The organism is Streptomyces sp. ADMS (genome assembly GCF_033441795.1).
Classification (GTDB): Bacteria; Actinomycetota; Actinomycetes; order Streptomycetales; family Streptomycetaceae; genus Streptomyces.
Genome location: NZ_JAVFVX010000011.1, coordinates 36,862 through 53,634, shown reverse-complemented (window position 1 = coordinate 53,634; position 16,773 = coordinate 36,862). Strand labels below are relative to the sequence as shown.

Sequence of the window (16,773 nt, the reverse complement as noted above, 5' to 3'; positions counted from 1 at the left end):
CCACGCGGGAAGTGTCCGAGGCGCTGCGCTGAGCGGCAGGCGACTGCCGGGCCTGTCGTGGACGAGGGGGAGGGCGGCCGCCCCTGGCCGGAAGCGGCCCCCACGTTAGATTGACCTCGTGCTCTCTCGCCTCACGCGCCCCCGGGCCGTCGCCGTCTGTGCCCTGCCCGTCGTGGCCCTGCTGGCCACGGCGGTGTTCGCGCCGCTGCCGTTCGCCCTGGCGCAGCCCGGTATGACGGTGAACGTTCTCGGTGAGAACGACGGCGACCCGGTCATCACCATCACCGGCGCGACGACCCGTGAGACGAGCGGCGAGCTGCGGATGACGACGATCGAGGCGACCGGCCCGGACACTCGCGTGAGCCTCGCGGACGTACTCGACGGCTGGTTCCGTACCGACCAGGCCGTGATGCCGCGCGACTCCGTCTACCCGAGCGGCGACAGCACCAGGGAGATCGAGGAGCACAACGCGGCCGAGATGAAGGAGTCGCAGGACGCGGCGGCCGAGGCGGCCCTGAAGTACCTGGACGAGGACTCCGGCAGGATCAGGGTCAGCCTGAAGCTCTCCGACGTCGGCGGCCCCAGCGCCGGGCTCCTCTTCTCCCTCGGCATCGTCGCCAAGCTCGACGGTGACGGCGAGGGCGGTGACCTGACCGGCGGTCGCACCATCGCCGGTACGGGGACGATCGACGCCGGTGGCACGGTCGGTGCGGTGGGGGGCGTGGCGCTGAAGACGCAGGCCGCGCGGCGGGACGGCGCGACCGTCTTCCTGGTGCCCAAGGCGGAGTGCTCGGATGCGGAGTCGGATCTTCCGAAGGGGTTGCGGTTGATTCCGGTGACGACGCTCAAGGGTGCGATCGAGGCGTTGGCGGCGTTGGAGACGGGGCGGGGGAAGGTGCCTGGTTGTTAGCTCGGTACACAGTCCGACCTCCCGGCCCGCCCCACCTGGCTTCACCTCACCCAGGTCCATTCGCGGTGCATCGGCTTCAGCCCGGTGGCGGAGCGAATCTGAGGGTGGCGACGCGGAGCGTCGCCCCATCTGGTCCGGGACGACTGAGTCACCCGGCATCGGGGCTGGGCGACCGGTGCCGGGCTGTTGCCTGCCGCGGCACTAGGCGACTGCGGGCTTCGGCGGCGCGGAGGCCAGGCGCAGGCCGAGTTCCACGAGGGTCCAGCCGACGCGGGTGCGCAGGTCCTTCGCGGGGCGTCTGGCGGCGAGGGCGAGTCGGTGTGCGTCGGCCTCGGCGCGGAGGCCGGCGGCGCGGAGGTGGTGGGGGGTGAGGTAGGGCTCGGGGTGCATCGGCGGCGGCCTCTCAGGTCGTGTGGGTCGGGAAGACGTGGGTGTGGACGCGTACCGTCTCGGCTTCCGGGGTGCCCTCGGCCGGGGCCTGGGCGCGGTAGCTGTCGACGAGTTCGTGCATCCGGTGGATCAGTTCGAGGGCCTGCTCGGGTGTCAGCCGTAGCGTCATGTCACTGAGGTCCGAGGAGCGCTTCCACGCGTCGGCCCAGTCGTGCGGATTGCCGAGCCAGGTCGAGATCTCCCGGGTGTGGCTGTTCGCGACCTCGTGGAGGAACAGGTCGGCGGCGCCGCGGACAACCGGGTCGGGGTCCCTGAGCAGTGCGTCGTCGAACTGCACGCCTTCGTGGGCGGCCTTCCACCAGCGCTCCCGCCCTTTGCCGTGCCCAGGCGCGTCCTCGACGAAGCCGTGCACGGCGAGCTGCCGCAGGTGATAGCTGGTCGCGCCGCTCGACTCGCCGAGTTTCGCGGCCAGTTGGGAGGCGGTGGCGGGCCCGCTGCGCCGCAACGCGGTCAGGAGCTGCATCCGCAGGGGGTGGGCGAGACCGCGAAGTGAGCGGGCGTCGAGTACATGGGGCGTCAGTTCTTCGGGCTGCTCCGGCATGCGTACAAAGGTAGCGTTGCAAAGAAATCGTTGCAAGGAGTTCTTTGCAACGCTATCTTTGCAAGTCGAATCTCCGAGTGTGGCGGCTCGGCTACTTCACGAACCCCTCCGCCCGCATCCAGTTCAGCGCCACCTGATGCGGATCCTCCCCCTCCACGTCCACCTTTGCGTTCAGCTCCCGCGCCACCGCGTTCGTCAGCTTCGCCGTCACCGGGTCGAGGACCTCCGCGATCGCCGGCCACTTCTTCAGGGTCTTCGAGTTGATCTCCGGGGCCGCGTTGTAGTTGGGGAAGAACTTCCGGTCGTCCGCCATCACCGCGAGGTTCATCGACTTGATCCGGCCGTCCGTCGTGAAGACCTCCCCGTATGTGCAACTCCCCTTCGCCGCCTGCGTGTAGATGATCCCGGTGTCCATCTGCGTGATGTTCCCGGCGGGCAGACCCATGCCGTACGCCTTCTGCATGCCCGGCAGGCCGTCCGCGCGGTTGGCGAACTCGCCCTCCACGCACAGCGTCACCGCCTTCGGCCGGGCCACCGCCAGCTCGGCCACCGCGGACAGCGTCTTCGTGCCGTACTTCCTGAAGTTCGCCTGGTTCGTCGCCAGGGCGTAGGTGTTGTTCAGGGCCGACGAGGACAGCCACGTCAGTCCGTTTCTCAGGTCCGCGTCCCGTACCGCCCGCCACTGTGCGCGCGGGTCGGCGATCGGTTCGGAGTTGCCCTGGTACGTGATCCACGCGGTGCCGGTGTACTCGTACATGCCGTCCGCGTCGCCCTTCTTCACCGCCTCGCGCGCGCCGAACGAACCCTGGATGCCCGTACGGTCGAGGACCTCCGCGCCGGCCGCCTCGAAGGCGATGCCCATCATCGCGCCGAGGATCAGGTTCTCGGTGAACGACTTCGACGTCACCGTCAGTTCGGCGCCCTTCAGGGGCTTGCCCCTGCCGATCGAGCCCGGCTCGACGTCGTCGACCATCGGGGAACCGCTGGTCAGACCGCAGGCGGGCGCCAGCGCCACGAGCAGCAGGCACCCGGCCCCGGCGAGAACAGAGCGCCGTCGTCTCATTCCCCCGCCTCCAGCCCCCGTGGCCGCAACAGCAGTTCGGCCAGTGAGGCCAGCCAGTCGACCAGCAGCGCCAGTACGACGGTCAGGATCGAGCCCAGCACCAGCACCGGCATCCGCTGGTTGGTGATCCCGGTCGTGATCAGTACGCCCAGTCCGCCGCCCCCGCCGAACGTGGCCAGCGTCGCCGTGCCCACGTTCAGCACGAGCGCCGTGCGCACGCCGGCGAGGATCAGCGGTACCGCCAGCGGGAGTTCGACCCGGGCCAGCAACCCGGGCGACGACATGCCGATGCCCCGCGCGGCCTCCAGGAGCGTCGGGTCGTTGGCCTTCAGGCCGGCGACGGTGTTCGACAGGACAGGCAGGACCGCGTACGCCACGATGCCGATGAGCGCCGCCTTCCGGCCGATGCCCAGCCAGATCACCAGCAGCGCCAGCAGACCGATCGCCGGGGTCGCCTGACCCGCGTTGGCGACGGCCATCACCACCGGCGTCGCCCGCCGGAACGCCCTGCGCGTGAGCAGAATGCCCAGCGGGATCGCGATGACGAGCACGAAGAACGTCGAGATCGCCGTCAGTTCAACGTGCTGCCGAAGGGCCTTCGGTACCTGTCCGTTCGACAGCGCGTTCTCGGAGATCGCGTCCAGTTCGGCCTGCCGGAACCACAGCCAGGTGGCGAGCAGCACGGCGAGAAGGAGCCCGGGCAGGAGGGTCAGCTGCTGCCAACCCAGCCTGGCGGTACGGGGCTTGGCAGCAGGCGTCGGAGTCCTGCCGGTCTCGGTCCCGGCCTCCGTATCCGCGTCCGTATCTTCCTCGTCCGTGTCCGTGTCCACCGTCGTACTGGTCACGCCCGCACCCCCTCTCCCTCTTCGTCCCCCTCCTGCTCGGCATGTGTCCGGTCCGTCCGCGCCGCCTCCAGCCCGTGCTGCGCCTCAACCGCCTTCAGCCGGTCGGCCTCCAGGAGTTCGTGCACGGAGTTCATCAGGGTCTCCATGTCGACGACGCCCTCGTACTCACCCCGCCGCCCGGTCACCGCGACCCGCCCCGCGCTGTCCGTCAGCACCGCCTCCAGCGCGTCCCGCAGGGTCGCGTCCCGGGTCACCGTGGCGGACACCGGCGTCCCGGCCCGCGCCAGCGAACCCCTGGCCCGCATCAGGTCGCCCCGCCGCAGCCACTTGTACGGCCGGCGCCGCTTGTCGAGCAGCAGGATCTCGTTCGCACCTGCCCCGGTGCCTGAACGGCCTGGGAGGGATCCCCAGGACCGGAGCTTGTTGGAGATCTCCTGGAGGGGGTCGTCGACGATCACCGTCGGACAGTCGGTGATCTCCACATCCCGTACGCGGGTCAGGTTCAGCCGCTTCAGTGCCGCCCCCGCGCCCACGAACCCGGACACGAAGTCGTCGGCGGGGTTGGTCAGAATCGCCTCGGGGGTGTCGAACTGGGCGATGTGGGAGCGCTCGCGCAGGACCGCGATCCGGTCGCCCAGCTTGATCGCCTCGTCGAAGTCATGGGTGACGAAGACGATCGTCTTGTGCAGCTCGTGCTGGAGCCGGATCAGCTCGTCCTGAAGGTGGTCCCGGGTGATCGGGTCCACCGCGCCGAACGGTTCGTCCATCAGCAGGACCGGCGGATCGGCCGCCAACGCCCTTGCCACGCCCACCCGTTGCTGCTGGCCGCCGGACAGCTGTCGCGGATGGCGGTCGTGGAACTCGCCGGGGTCGAGGCCGACCAGGTCGAGCATCTCCTCCACCCGCGCCTTGATCCGGCCCGCCGGCCAGCCCGTCATCCTCGGTACGAGCGCGATGTTCTGGGCGACCGTCATGTGCGGGAAGAGACCGGACGACTGGATCGCGTACCCGATCCTGCGACGCAACTTCACCGGGTCCATGTCGGTGACGTCCTCGCCGCCGATGCGGATACGGCCGCCCGTCGGCTCGATCAGCCGGTTGATCATCTTCAGCGTCGTCGACTTCCCGCAGCCCGACGGGCCCACGAAGACGACGGTCTCGCCCGCCCTGATCTCCATCGAGACGTTGTCGACGGACGGCCCAGGGCTTCCGGGGTACCTCTTGGAGAGGTTCTCCAGCTCGATCGTGGCACCGTGGGTACCCGTCCCGGTGGTCCCGGTGGTCCCGGTAGTCCCGGTGGTCAAGGTGGTCTCAGACACGTATCCCCCTCGGAATCGTCAGCCGCCCGACGAGCGCGTACACCGCGTCGAACAGCAGCGCGAGCACGATGATCCCCAGCGTGCCCGCGAGAACCTGGTTCAGGGCGTTCCTGCTGCCCAGCGAGGCGATGCCACGGAAGATCTCGTTGCCGAGACCCGGTCCGGAGGCATAGGCGGCGATGGCCGCGATGCCCATCAGCATCTGCGTCGAGACCCGGATTCCGGTCAGGATCGGCGGCCAGGCCAGCGGCAGCTCCACCCGGGCCAGCCGCGCCGCCCGGGACATCCCGATGCCCTTCGCCGCGTCCACCAGCGAGGGGTCGACCCCTCGCAGGCCCACGATCGCGTTGCGCACGATCGGGAGGAGGCCGTAGAGGGTGAGGGCGACGACCGTCGGGGCCACTCCCAGGCCCAGGACCGGGATCAGCAGGCCGATCATCGCGAGCGAGGGGATCGTCAGGATCGTCGACGTGGCCGTGGTCGCCAGGTTGCCGGCCCACTCGCTCCGGTAGGTGACGACACCGAGCGCCACGCCGAGGACCGTCGCCACGACCATGCACTGGAAGACGGCACTGGCGTGCTGGAACGCGTCCGTGAGCAGCTGCTGATGGCGGTTTCCGAGGTACTCCCAGAAGCTCACCGCCATCGCCCTCCAGCCGTTCTCGGTTCAGTCGCCGTGTTCCGAGGCCGCCTGTTCCACGAGCGGGATGATCCGCAGCGGAACGGGGTTCTCCATGACGATCGCCGTGGCGGCCCGGACGATGCCATCAAAACCGACGACCCGGTCGATCACCCGCTGGAGATCGGCGTTCGAGCGGGCCACGAGCCGGCACAGCATGTCCCCGCTGCCGGTGGTCGTGAGCAGCTCCAGCACCTCCGGTACGGACGCCAAGTGGGCCCGTACGTCCGGCCCTTGACCCTGCCGGATCTGGAGCGTCGCGAATGCGGTGACCGGGTAGCCGAGGGCCGCCGGGTCCACCTGCGGCCCGAACCCCCGGATGACGCCATTCGACTGAAGCCGGTCGAGACGCGCCTGCGCCGTCCCCCGCGCCACCCCGAGCCGCCGGGACATCTCCAGTACGCCGATCCGCGGCTCCCGCGCGAGCAGCACGATGATCCGCCCGTCCAGCTCGTCGATCGCCACAGCAGCCTCCGAAGCCTTTCGACCAGGTGGTCATCCTGTACGGAAAGCCCGCACGTACGGGCACTCAGCTGAGCAGAATGTCCAGCCTCAGCGCAAACTGTTGCGCATCTTGCCGTGGCAGGACCAGGCTGCGGCTATGACGCAGACCACACACCACACTCCCGACACCGTCCGGCAGGCAGACCCCTTCCCGGTCAAGGGAATGGACGCGGTCGTCTTCGCCGTGGGCAACGCCAAACAGGCCGCGCACTACTACTCCACGGCCTTCGGCATGCGGCTCGTCGCCTACTCCGGACCGGAGACGGGCAGCCGCGAGACGGCGTCGTACGTACTGGAGAACGGCTCCGCCCGGTTCGTGTTCACCTCGGTCGTCAGGCCCGCCACCACCTGGGGCCACTTCCTCGCCGGCCATGTCGCCGAACACGGCGACGGCGTGATCGACCTCGCCATCGAGGTCCCGGACGCCCGCGCCGCGTACACGTACGCCGTCGAGCACGGGGCCCGCCCACTGGCCGAGCCGTACGAGCTGAAGGACGAGCACGGCACGGTCGTCCTCGCCGTGATCGCCACGTACGGCCAGACCCGCCACACCCTCGTCGAGCGCACGGGATACGACGGCCCGTACCTCCCGGGGTTCGCCGCCGCGGCCCCGCTCGTCGAACCGCCCGCCCGGCGCACCTTCCAGGCGATCGACCACTGCGTGGGCAACGTCGAACTCGGCCACATGAACGAGTGGGTCGGCTTCTACAACAAGGTCATGGGCTTCACGAACATGAAGGAGTTCGTGGGCGACGACATCGCCACCGAGTACAGCGCGCTGATGTCGAAGGTCGTCGCCGACGGCACCCTCAAGGTCAAGTTCCCGATCAACGAGCCCGCCCTCGCCAGGAAGAAGTCCCAGATCGACGAGTACCTGGAGTTCTACGGCAGCGCGGGCGTCCAGCACATCGCCCTCAACTCCAGCGACATCGTCGAGACCGTACGGACCATGCGGGCGGCCGGGGTCCAGTTCCTCGACACGCCCGACTCGTACTACGACACCCTGGGGGAGTGGGTCGGCGACACCCGCGTCCCCGTCGAGACCCTCCGTGAGCTGAAGATCCTCGCCGACCGTGACGAGGACGGCTACCTGCTCCAGATCTTCACCAAGCCGGTCCAGGACCGTCCGACCGTCTTCTTCGAGATCATCGAACGGCATGGCTCGATGGGGTTCGGCAAGGGCAACTTCAAGGCCCTCTTCGAGGCGATCGAACGGGAGCAGGACAGGCGCGGCAACCTGTGATCACCAGCTGACAGGCGTACGGGCGGGGGCGCCGAGGCCTACAACGTCCCCAGTTCCCGCACCGCCTCCTTCGCCGCCGGCGCCCCCACCGGCGAGAAGTACGGGTTGATCCGCAGCGCCTCCTCCAGATGCCGGCGCGCGGGCCCCGTCAGCCCCAACTCCCTTTCGATCATGCCCCGGTGGTACACGTACGGCGCGCTGCGCACCTCGCCGCCGTGCTCCTTGTCGGTCGCCCGCTTCGCCCAGCCGAGCCCCTCCTCCCCCCTGCCCGCCCGGTGCAACGCCCAGCCCAGCGCGTCCGCGACATCGAGCCCCGGCTGCCGCGCCCACTCGGCCCGCAGCCGCCGTACGGCTGACCCCGCGTCCCCGTGGTCCGCCTCGAACCGCCCGAGCAGCAACTCGCCGTCCACGCCACCGGCCCGCTCCTTCGCGACCCGGGCCCGCAGCACGGCGTACTGCGCACGCGCGTCCGCGGACCGCCCCAGGGACTCGTACAACTCACCCAGCTCCAGGGCGTACTGAGGGGACGGCTGTCCGGCGAGGGCCGCCCGGTACGCGTCCACCGCCTCCCGCGTCCGCCCCAGCGCCGCCAACGCCCGTCCCTCGCCCGCCCGCGCGGCCCCCAGTCCCGGGTCGAGACGCAGGGCCGCCCCGAAGTGCCTGAGCGCGTCGGCCGGTTCGCCGCGCTCCCAGGCCAACTCACCCGCCTGGTGCAGCCATTCGGCTTCCTCAGCCGGAGTCGTGGCCCGTGCCGCAGCGTCCGTGAGCGCCGCCTGCGCGTCCTCACGCCGCCCCTGGTCCCGGTACACGCCCGCCGCCCGCGCCATCACCGCCGGCACCGCCGCACCGGAACGCAGCCCCTGCAGCCGCTCCAGTGTCCGCCGCACCGCCTTGTAGTCACCGAGGCCCGTGTACGCGTCGAGCAGCGGCGGGTACGACGTCCAGCGATTCGGCGCCTGGCGCAGCGCCGCCTCCCCCCACTTCCGGGCGGCCGGGAAGTCACGGCGCGCGTTCGCCAGCGCGGCCAGCCCGCCGAGCCCCTCCGCGTTGTGCGCCGGCCGCACCTTCACCGACGTACGCAGCGCCCGTTCCGCCTTCGGAAAGTCCGCCGCGTCCGCCGTCCGCCGCCCGCGCTCCACATAGGCCGAGCCGAGCTGCGCCCACGCCTGCCCGTCACGCGGATGGGTGCGTACGAACGCCTCACGGTCGCCGATGAACACCGCCAGGTCGGGCAGTGCGGCGGGCGCCCCGGCGGTCACCGCCAGTTCCGCCCGGGCCCCCGGACCCGGCGACGGTGCCGGGGCAGGGTGGTCCGGGGGAAACAGCATCAGCGCGCCGCCGAGTACCGCACACCCCGCGAGTGCGGCGGTCAACGGGCGCGGGAGGACACGAACAGGGACTCTCTCCATCTCCATGGCGCTCACTGTGCGTCAGTACGACGACCGGATTCCCGTACCGAAAGCTCTTCGCGGACGGGGTTCACACCGATGGCCCCGGGTGCGACGCTGTGATCATGAGCCGTATCCAAGCCGCACCCGACGGAGCGCAGGGCAACCTCACGGACCGGCTGCTCACGGAGCTGCCGGCCGAGGCGGTGCTCACCGATCCGGACGTCACGGCCGCCTACGCGAACGACATGGCGAGCTTCTGCGAGGCCGGAACCCCGGCCGTCGTCGTCCTGCCGCGTACGGTCGGACAGGTCCAGCACGTCATGCGCGTCGCCACGGAACTGCGCGTCCCGGTCGTCCCGCAGGGCGCCCGCACCGGACTGTCGGGCGCGGCCAACGCCTCCGAGGGCTGCATCGTGCTGTCGCTGGTGAGGATGGACCGGATCCTGGAGATCAACCCGGTCGACCGCATCGCCGTCGTCGAGCCCGGCGTCATCAACGCCACACTCTCCCGCGCGGTCAACGAACACGGCCTGTGCTACCCGCCGGACCCCTCCAGCTGGGAGATGTGCACGATCGGCGGCAACATCGGCACCGCGTCGGGCGGGCTGTGCTGCGTGAAGTACGGCGTCACGGCCGAGTACGTCCTGGGGCTGGACGTCGTCCTCGCCGACGGACGGCTCATGTCCACCGGGCGGCGGACCGCGAAAGGTGTCGCCGGATACGACCTCACCCGACTGTTCGTGGGCTCGGAGGGCTCGCTCGGCATCGTCGTACGGGCGGTGCTCGCGCTGAAGCCGCAGCCGCCCCGGCAGCTGGTGCTGGCCGCCGAGTTCGCCTCGGCCGCCGCCGCGTGCGACGCCGTGTGCCGGATCATGGAGGACGGTCACGTGCCGTCCCTCCTCGAACTGATGGACCGTACGACCGTCAAGGCCGTGAACGACCTGGCGAACATGGGACTGCCGGAGACCACCGAGGCCCTGCTGCTCTGCGCCTTCGACACCCACGACCCCGCCGCCGACCTGGCCGCCGTAGGCGCCCTCTGCGAGGCGGCCGGAGCGACCCAGGTGGTCCCCGCCGACGATGCCGCCGAGTCCGAACTCCTTCTCCAGGCAAGGCGGTTGTGCCTCGTCGCGCTTGAAGCGGTCAAGGGCACGACGATGATCGACGACGTGTGCGTACCCCGGTCGCGGCTCGGTGAGCTGCTGGAGGGGGTCGAGGCCATCGCCGAGAAGTACCGGCTGACCATCGGGGTCTGCGCCCACGCCGGCGACGGCAACACCCACCCCACGGTCTGCTTCGACGCCCAGGACGCCGACGAGTCCCGGCGGGCCCGCGAGTCCTTCGACGAGATCATGGCCCTCGGCCTGGAACTCGGCGGCACGATCACCGGGGAGCACGGCGTCGGCATCCTCAAGAAGGAGTGGCTGGCGCGCGAGCTGGGCCCGGTGGGCGTGGAGATGCAGCGGGCGGTCAAGGCGGCCTTCGACCCGCTGGGCATCCTGAACCCGGGCAAGCTGTTCTGAGCGACGCGCGGTACGCGTCACAGGTGCCGTACCGGTCATACGTATCCCTCCCCGTCCTGCGACTCGTCCGACGGCCACGGGTCGCGCAGCCACAGTTCGTCGTGACAGCCCGTCGTGGGCGCGAGCAGCTCGGCGAGGCCGTCGTCGATGCCGAGCTGCGCGGCCTCAGAGCCCGGGGGGACCGCCCGCAGCGTGCGCTCCAGCCACGCCGACACCTGGGCGGAGGGTGCCTCCAGCAGGGCGTCTCCGGCGGGTGAACTCAGTGCCATCAGGACGACGCTGCGCCCGGCGACCTTCGTCGGCCACACCCGGACGTCACCGTGACCGCACGGCCTGAACACCCCCTCGACGAGGAGTTCGCGGGCGAACGTCCAGTGCACGGGGTTCTCGGAGCTGATGTGGAAGGCGATGTGGACGGCGAACGGATCGTTGGTGCGGTAGGTGAGGCGGGCGGGCACCGGGATGCTCCGCTCCGGCGACAGGATGAGTTGCAGCTCCAGTTCCCGTTCCACCACGGTGTTCATCGCGTGGCTCATGGCGGGTACTTCCTCTCTCGTCGAACGCGTCGTGCGGGGCCCGCATCGGGCCCGTACGAGGAGAGAGGGCGGGGAGGCGTCAGCATTACGCGGGTTCTGAGAAGTTTTCGGAGAAGTTTTCTACGGACGGTGTCGGAGCGGTCGCGACGGATGGCCCCTGTCCGCCGGCGGAACGGCCGCGTCGTGTAGCAGATGGCAAGCCGGACCGTGCCCGAACGGGGGCTGTATGACCGCACCGGCCCAGCGGCGGGCGCCGGTCTGATAGATGTGGGGCACCCCAAATGACCCCCGAGCAGATACGGGACGACGGACATGAGCGCCCCATCCCCGGCCCCCGGTGACGACAGGCCCCGCGAAGGGTTTTACCCGGACCCGTCCATTCCTGGATATGTCCGGTTCTGGAACGGCACCGCCTGGGTGCCGGGCACCAGCCGCCCGGCGCCGTCCGACGGCGCGCCGGGCGCGGCGCGGGTCGAGGAGACCGGGCCGCACTTCTTCGACGAGGACCCGCGGTCGGGGGCCGCCGAGCCGCGCCGCGCGACCCCGGCTCAGGCCCAGCACGGCAGCCGGCCCGAACCGGCGTCCGCCTGGGGCGCCGACCGCTCCCATCAGTCCGGCTTCGGCGGTGACCGGGACCGCCATGTCTCCTGGGGCTCACCGGCCCAGGCGGCCGAATCGAGGGCGGCCGACCCCAGGACGGCGAACGAGCCCCCGGTGCGGCCGGACGGCCGGTCGGCCCGGACGGACGGCACGGCGACGATCCCGCCGACGGAGCCCGACGCCGGTGACGTGCCCGAGTCGGGCACGTTCGTGTTCCGCCGGCCCACCCCGGGACCGGCCGCCGTCGGCGCGGAGGGAGGCGTTCCCGGCACCCACGGCCCCGTCCCCTCCGAGGGCACCATGACCTTCCGTGCGCTCTCCCCGCGCACGGGGCGCGAAGGCGGGGCGGGCGGCGCGCAGCCGGGGAGCACGGGCTCGCCGGAGGGCGTGCAGGGCCCGGTCACGGCACCCGCGTCCGCACCCGGCGGCGGCGCCGGTTTCGGCGCCGGCAAGGCCGCGGCGGCCCGCGCGGCGGCGGCCCAGGGCGCGAACCCCGCCCTGCTGCCCCCGACCCCGGCCGTCCCCCAGCAGAACGCACCCGCCGCCGGTGCGCCCATGGCCCCCGGAGTCGGCGGTGGCCAGCCCTCCTGGGCCCAGCAGGTGCACCGCCTGGCCGGGCCCGACGACGGCGGAGAGCAGCGCGTCGCGCCCTGGAAGCCACCCGTCGAGGACGTGTTCCAGGCCGCCGCCCGAAGGCAGGCGTCGGCCCGTCCGGCGGGCCTCGGCAGGCGGCTGGCCGCACGGCTCGTGGACACCGTCGTCCTCGGCGCCCTCACCGCCACGGCCGCCGTGCCGCTGGGCACCATGGCCGTCGACCACATCACCGGGAAGATCGACGCGGCCAAGCTCTCCGGCGAGACCGTGACCGTCTGGCTGCTGGACGGCACGACCGGGCTGTACCTGGGCATCGTGCTGGCCGTGCTGCTGCTGGCCGGCATCCTCTCCGAGGCCTGGCCCACGGCCAGGTGGGGCCGCACCCTCGGCAAGAAGCTGGTCGGCCTGGAGGTCCGGGACATCGAGGGCCACGAGCCGCCGTCGTTCGGCGGGGCCCTGCGCCGCTGGCTCGTCTACAGCGTCCCGGGGCTGCTCGGCATCGGCGTCGTGGGTGTCCTGTGGTGCCTGTTCGACCGCCCGTGGCGCCAGTGCTGGCACGACAAGGCGGCGCACACCTTCGTGGCGGGCTGAGGCCACACGGTCGAACGTACGGCTGACCGACGGCTGTACGTTCGACGCGGGTCGCCCGGATACGACGCACGGATCACCTGATTCGGTACCCCGGACGGCCCCTCGCCGGATGCGGAGCCGGACGGTTCGCGGTCCACTCGGGCCATGAGCAGCCAACCGCCCCCCGGCTCCGGTCAGCAGCCACCGGACGACGACCCGTTCAGGAAGCCACCGCCTCCGCCGTACGGCTCGGGCGATCCGTACGGCGGCTCAGGCCCCTCCGGCGGCTCGCCGTACGGAGGGGGTGGCCCGCCGCCGTACGGAGGCGGCGGCGGTGATCCGTACGGCGGTGCCGCCGACCCCCTCGCGGGCATGCCCCCGCTCGCCGACGGCGGCCGGCGCGTGCTCGCGCGGCTCATCGACATGATCCTCGTCGGTATCGTCGTCTGGCTGCTCACCTGGGGCTTCAACGTCAACGAGTACGGGGTCGACAGCGACGAGATCGAGTACGGCCGCTCGCTCGGCCAGGCGTTCATCGCCGCCGTGCTCTACATCGCGTACGACACGATCATGATGTCCCGGACCGGGCAGACGCTCGGCAAGAAGTGGCTCGGGCTACGGGTGGCCAACCTCGACAACGGTGCCACGCCCTCCGTGCAGACCACGCTCATCAGGTCGCTCGTGCTGTGGATCCCGTTCGCGTTCTGCTGCGCCTGCATCTGGACGGCGATCGCCGGCGGCTGGAGCTTCTTCGACAAGCCGTACAAGCAGGGGCTGCACGACAAGGCGGCCAAGACGGTGGTGGTCAGCACGGGTTGACCGACTCCCGGGACGACAACGGCGGTTGGGCGGGGCCTGCGTGATGCAGGCCCCGCCCAACCGCCGTTGCGGAGCAAGGGGGGTGGTTCAGTCCTGCTGTACGGAGGCCCGCACCGGGACGCGTTCGCGCGGCGCCGTGGCGACCGACGAGGCGACGACCTGTGAGGTTCCGCGGGACGGCTTGGGCCGGGGCACGGTCAGGGCGACGAGCAGCCCCAGGACGAGCCCCGCGAGGGCGATCAGCGCGACCCCCGGGCCCGAACTCGTCTGAGACAGCAGCAGCATGGCGAGCGTCGAGAGAATCACGGTGCACGAACCGTAGGCGAGCTGTGCGACGGTCGGACGAGGCGCGGTCTGACGAGGCATGGCAATCGAGTCCTCGTTGGATTCGGGGGTGAGGGGAGCGTGTCGGCCTGGCTTTCCACCGGACATCCGGCGATCCGCCGACCGACTCTAATCGCGTCCATGCCCGACTGGAACGTGCAGTAAGCGTGACCTAACACACGGCTCCGGAGCACAGGGGGCGCACGGAGTCATGACGTCCACCAAGTGGACGCGCCCGCGCGCCGGTAACGTACTTGACCTGTCCAAGTCAAGATCTGTCTTTTTCTCCGAACCTCTAGTCAAATTGCGTCACTTGACTACACGCGTATACCGCCCGCGGACAGCTTCCGAACCAGGAACCCCCCATCCGCGCGGACGGACGCGGGGGAGGACCTCAAGTGACCAGCAGACCCTGGACGTTCAGAACGGCGGCCGTCGGCGTGGCACTCGCCACAGCCGCCGCCACCCTTTCCACCTTGGCGGTCGCCGAGGCCGACGCGGGCTCCGGTGCGGGCGCCGCGGCCGTGCCGGCCGCGGACCGGCACGACCCGGCGGAGCACCAGCACGCCGAGCACGACCTCGACGGCCCCCTCAGCAAGACCCAGGAGGCCCAGCGCGAGGAAGCCCTCAACCAGGTCATCTCCGGCGAAGCCACGGCCAAGAACCGCAACGGCTCGCAGGTGGTGCAGCTGCAGAGCGGCAAGGGCAAGGGCAAGTACGTCGAACTGGGCCGGGAGAAGACCGACAAGATCTTCACGATCCTGGTCGAGTTCGGCGACCAGATAGACAGCCGCTACGGCGGCACGGTCGGCCCGCTCCACAACGAGATAGCCGAGCCGGACCGCACCCAGGACAACAGCACGGCCTGGCAGGCGGACTACGACACCGAGCATTTCCAGGACCTCTACTTCGGCACCGGCAAAGGTGTCGAGTCGATGAAGAAGTACTACGAGAAGCAGTCCTCGGGCCGCTACTCGATCGAGGGGACCGTCTCGGACTGGGTCAAGGTCCCCTACAACGAGGCCCGTTACGGATCCAACCTGGCGAACGACGGTGCCTGGTACGCGGTCCGGGACGGTGTCACCGCCTGGGTCGCGGCGCAGGAGGCAGCAGGCGCGACCGACGCGGAGATCAAGGCGCAGCTGGCCGAGTACGACCAGTGGGACCGCTACGACTTCGACGGCGACGGCGACTTCAACGAGTCCGACGGCTACATCGACCACTTCCAGATCGTGCACGCCGGTGAGGACGAGTCCGCGGGCGGCGGCGCCCAGGGCGAGGACGCCATCTGGGCCCACCGCTGGTACGCGTTCGGCACCGACGCCGGCTCGACCGGCCCCGCCGGCAACCAGCTCGGCGGCGCGCAGATCGGCGACTCCGGCATCTGGGTCGGCGACTACACCATCCAGCCCGAGAACGGCGGACTCGGCGTCTTCGCCCACGAGTTCGGCCATGACCTCGGTCTGCCGGACCACTACGACACCACCAACACCGGTGAGAACTCGACCGGGTTCTGGACCCTGATGTCGTCCGGTTCCTGGCTCGGCACCGGTGGCGACAACATCGGTGACCTGCCCGGTGACATGACCGCCTGGGACAAGCTCCAGCTGGGCTGGCTCGACTACGACACGGCGAAGGCCGCGACGAAGTCGCAGCACACGCTGGGCGTCGCCGAGTACAACACCAGGAACGCGCAGGCGCTCGTCGTCGAGCTGCCCGAGAAGACGGTCACCACCGAAATCGTCGCCCCGGCGCAGGGTGAGACCCAGTGGTGGAGCGGCAGCGACAACAACCTCTCCAACACGCTGACCCGTTCGGTCGACCTCACCGGCAAGTCCTCGGCCACCCTGACCCTGGACGGCTGGTACGACATCGAGGCCGACTACGACTACCTCTACACCGAGGTCTCCACCGACGGCGGCGCCACCTACACGCCCCTCGACGGTACGGTCGACGGCGAGGCCATCACGCGCGACGGCAGCGGCAAGCCGGCCCTCACCGGCACGGTGGACGCGTACAAGAAGCTGGCGTACTCCCTGGACGCCTACGCGGGCCAGAAGTTCGACCTGCGCTTCCGCTACACGTCCGACGGCGGCGTCTCCCAGATGGGCTTCACGGCCGACGAGATCACCGTCACCGCCGACGGCGCCACGGTCTTCGCCGACAACGCGGAGAGCGCGGACGCGGCCTGGACGACGAAGGGCTTCTCGCGCATCGGCGCGGCCATCACGGACGACTACCCGCAGTACTACATCGCCGAGAACCGCCAGTACGTGTCGTACGACAAGACCCTCAAGGTCGGCCCGTACAACTTCGGCTTCTCGACGACCCGTCCGTCCTGGGTGGAGCACTTCCCGTACCAGAACGGCCTGTTGATCTGGAAGTGGGACACCTCCCAGAAGGACAACAACGTTACCTCGCACCCGGGTGCCGGCCTGCTCCTCCCGGTGGACGCGCACCCGACCCCGCTGAAGTGGGCGGACGGCACGCTGATGCGCAGCCGTATCCAGTCCTACGACTCCCCGTTCAGCCTGTACCGCACGGACGCGCTCCGTCTCCACAAGGCGGACGTGCTCACGAAGGTCGCCTCGCAGAAGGGCGTGTCGACCTTCAACGACCACACCTCCACGTACTACGACGCGGCGAACCCGCTGGCGGGCGTGAACATCACTGACACCAACACCAAGATCAAGATCGTCAGGGAGGCCCGCAACGGCTCCACGATCTCGGTCCAGGTCGGCCCCGCAGTGAAGTAATCCACGTATTCGCAGCTCAGAGCGTGATCGGCCGTGACCCCCTGGCGGGTCGCGGCCGATCGTGTTTAGGTGCCTCCTGTGACTTTCTTATTGACACCGAGTCCCA

16 protein-coding genes are annotated in these 16,773 nt (G+C 70.4%); 6 read left to right on the top strand and 10 right to left on the bottom strand.

What is annotated here, in order from left to right; translation table 11 throughout:
* Window positions 1-118: 118 nt before the first annotated feature.
* Window positions 119-910, top strand: a complete 792-nt coding sequence (locus tag RB628_RS07610) for a S16 family serine protease (RefSeq protein WP_318319525.1) — start codon at window positions 119-121, stop codon at window positions 908-910.
* A gap of 201 nt (window positions 911-1,111) precedes the next feature.
* Here the strand turns inward: RB628_RS07610 and RB628_RS07605 are convergent, their stop codons facing one another.
* The 7 genes from RB628_RS07605 to RB628_RS07575 all read right to left on the bottom strand — a co-directional run bounded on the left by RB628_RS07605 (window position 1,112) and on the right by RB628_RS07575 (window position 6,272).
* Window positions 1,112-1,300: a hypothetical protein gene (locus RB628_RS07605; RefSeq protein WP_318319524.1), complete on the bottom strand. Its 189-nt coding sequence runs from the start codon at window positions 1,298-1,300 to the stop codon at window positions 1,112-1,114.
* Window positions 1,301-1,313: 13 nt separating this feature from the next.
* The gene (locus RB628_RS07600) at window positions 1,314-1,901 is read right to left on the bottom strand and encodes a helix-turn-helix domain-containing protein (protein ID WP_318319523.1); all 588 of its coding nucleotides are present in this window, start codon (window positions 1,899-1,901) and stop codon (window positions 1,314-1,316) included.
* A gap of 91 nt (window positions 1,902-1,992) precedes the next feature.
* Complete coding sequence (locus RB628_RS07595) at window positions 1,993-2,964, bottom strand: glycine betaine ABC transporter substrate-binding protein (RefSeq protein ID WP_318319522.1); 972 nt, start codon at window positions 2,962-2,964, stop codon at window positions 1,993-1,995.
* Window positions 2,961-3,809: an ABC transporter permease gene (locus RB628_RS07590; protein WP_318319521.1), complete on the bottom strand. Its 849-nt coding sequence runs from the start codon at window positions 3,807-3,809 to the stop codon at window positions 2,961-2,963. Before RB628_RS07590 ends, RB628_RS07595 begins: the two co-directional genes overlap by 4 nt.
* Window positions 3,806-5,128 carry an ABC transporter ATP-binding protein gene (locus RB628_RS07585; RefSeq protein ID WP_412180608.1) on the bottom strand — a complete coding sequence of 441 codons (1,323 nt, stop codon included), beginning with the start codon at window positions 5,126-5,128 and terminating at the stop codon, window positions 3,806-3,808. Before RB628_RS07585 ends, RB628_RS07590 begins: the two co-directional genes overlap by 4 nt.
* On the bottom strand, window positions 5,121-5,768 hold the full coding sequence (locus RB628_RS07580; protein ID WP_318319520.1) for an ABC transporter permease: 648 nt from the start codon (window positions 5,766-5,768) through the stop codon (window positions 5,121-5,123). Before RB628_RS07580 ends, RB628_RS07585 begins: the two co-directional genes overlap by 8 nt.
* A gap of 27 nt (window positions 5,769-5,795) precedes the next feature.
* Window positions 5,796-6,272, bottom strand: coding sequence for an Lrp/AsnC family transcriptional regulator (locus tag RB628_RS07575; RefSeq protein ID WP_318319519.1), 477 nt, complete (start codon window positions 6,270-6,272; stop codon window positions 5,796-5,798).
* Between the two features lie 136 nt (window positions 6,273-6,408).
* Between RB628_RS07575 and hppD the strand changes: the two genes are divergently transcribed.
* Window positions 6,409-7,554: a 4-hydroxyphenylpyruvate dioxygenase gene (gene hppD / locus RB628_RS07570; protein WP_318319518.1), complete on the top strand. Its 1,146-nt coding sequence runs from the start codon at window positions 6,409-6,411 to the stop codon at window positions 7,552-7,554.
* A 38-nt stretch (window positions 7,555-7,592) separates the two neighbouring features.
* Here hppD and RB628_RS07565 read toward each other — a convergent pair whose 3' ends face one another.
* The gene (locus RB628_RS07565) at window positions 7,593-8,969 is read right to left on the bottom strand and encodes a tetratricopeptide repeat protein (RefSeq protein ID WP_318319517.1); all 1,377 of its coding nucleotides are present in this window, start codon (window positions 8,967-8,969) and stop codon (window positions 7,593-7,595) included.
* Window positions 8,970-9,061: 92 nt separating this feature from the next.
* On the opposite strand from RB628_RS07565, the gene RB628_RS07560 reads away from it, so the two are divergent.
* Window positions 9,062-10,468, top strand: coding sequence for an FAD-binding oxidoreductase (locus tag RB628_RS07560; protein ID WP_318319516.1), 1,407 nt, complete (start codon window positions 9,062-9,064; stop codon window positions 10,466-10,468).
* Window positions 10,469-10,503: 35 nt separating this feature from the next.
* Here RB628_RS07560 and RB628_RS07555 read toward each other — a convergent pair whose 3' ends face one another.
* Window positions 10,504-10,992, bottom strand: coding sequence for an SsgA family sporulation/cell division regulator (locus RB628_RS07555; protein WP_318319573.1), 489 nt, complete (start codon window positions 10,990-10,992; stop codon window positions 10,504-10,506).
* Window positions 10,993-11,316: 324 nt separating this feature from the next.
* On the opposite strand from RB628_RS07555, the gene RB628_RS07550 reads away from it, so the two are divergent.
* Window positions 11,317-12,789 (top strand): RDD family protein, encoded by a 1,473-nt coding sequence (locus RB628_RS07550; RefSeq protein ID WP_318319515.1) that lies wholly within the window; start codon window positions 11,317-11,319, stop codon window positions 12,787-12,789.
* 144 nt (window positions 12,790-12,933) lie between these two features.
* Window positions 12,934-13,587 (top strand): RDD family protein, encoded by a 654-nt coding sequence (locus RB628_RS07545; protein WP_318319514.1) that lies wholly within the window; start codon window positions 12,934-12,936, stop codon window positions 13,585-13,587.
* Between the two features lie 87 nt (window positions 13,588-13,674).
* Here RB628_RS07545 and RB628_RS07540 read toward each other — a convergent pair whose 3' ends face one another.
* Complete coding sequence (locus RB628_RS07540; RefSeq protein ID WP_318319513.1) at window positions 13,675-13,953, bottom strand: hypothetical protein; 279 nt, start codon at window positions 13,951-13,953, stop codon at window positions 13,675-13,677.
* Between the two features lie 356 nt (window positions 13,954-14,309).
* On the opposite strand from RB628_RS07540, the gene RB628_RS07535 reads away from it, so the two are divergent.
* On the top strand, window positions 14,310-16,667 hold the full coding sequence (locus RB628_RS07535) for an immune inhibitor A domain-containing protein (RefSeq protein ID WP_318319512.1): 2,358 nt from the start codon (window positions 14,310-14,312) through the stop codon (window positions 16,665-16,667).
* Window positions 16,668-16,773: the final 106 nt, after the last annotated feature.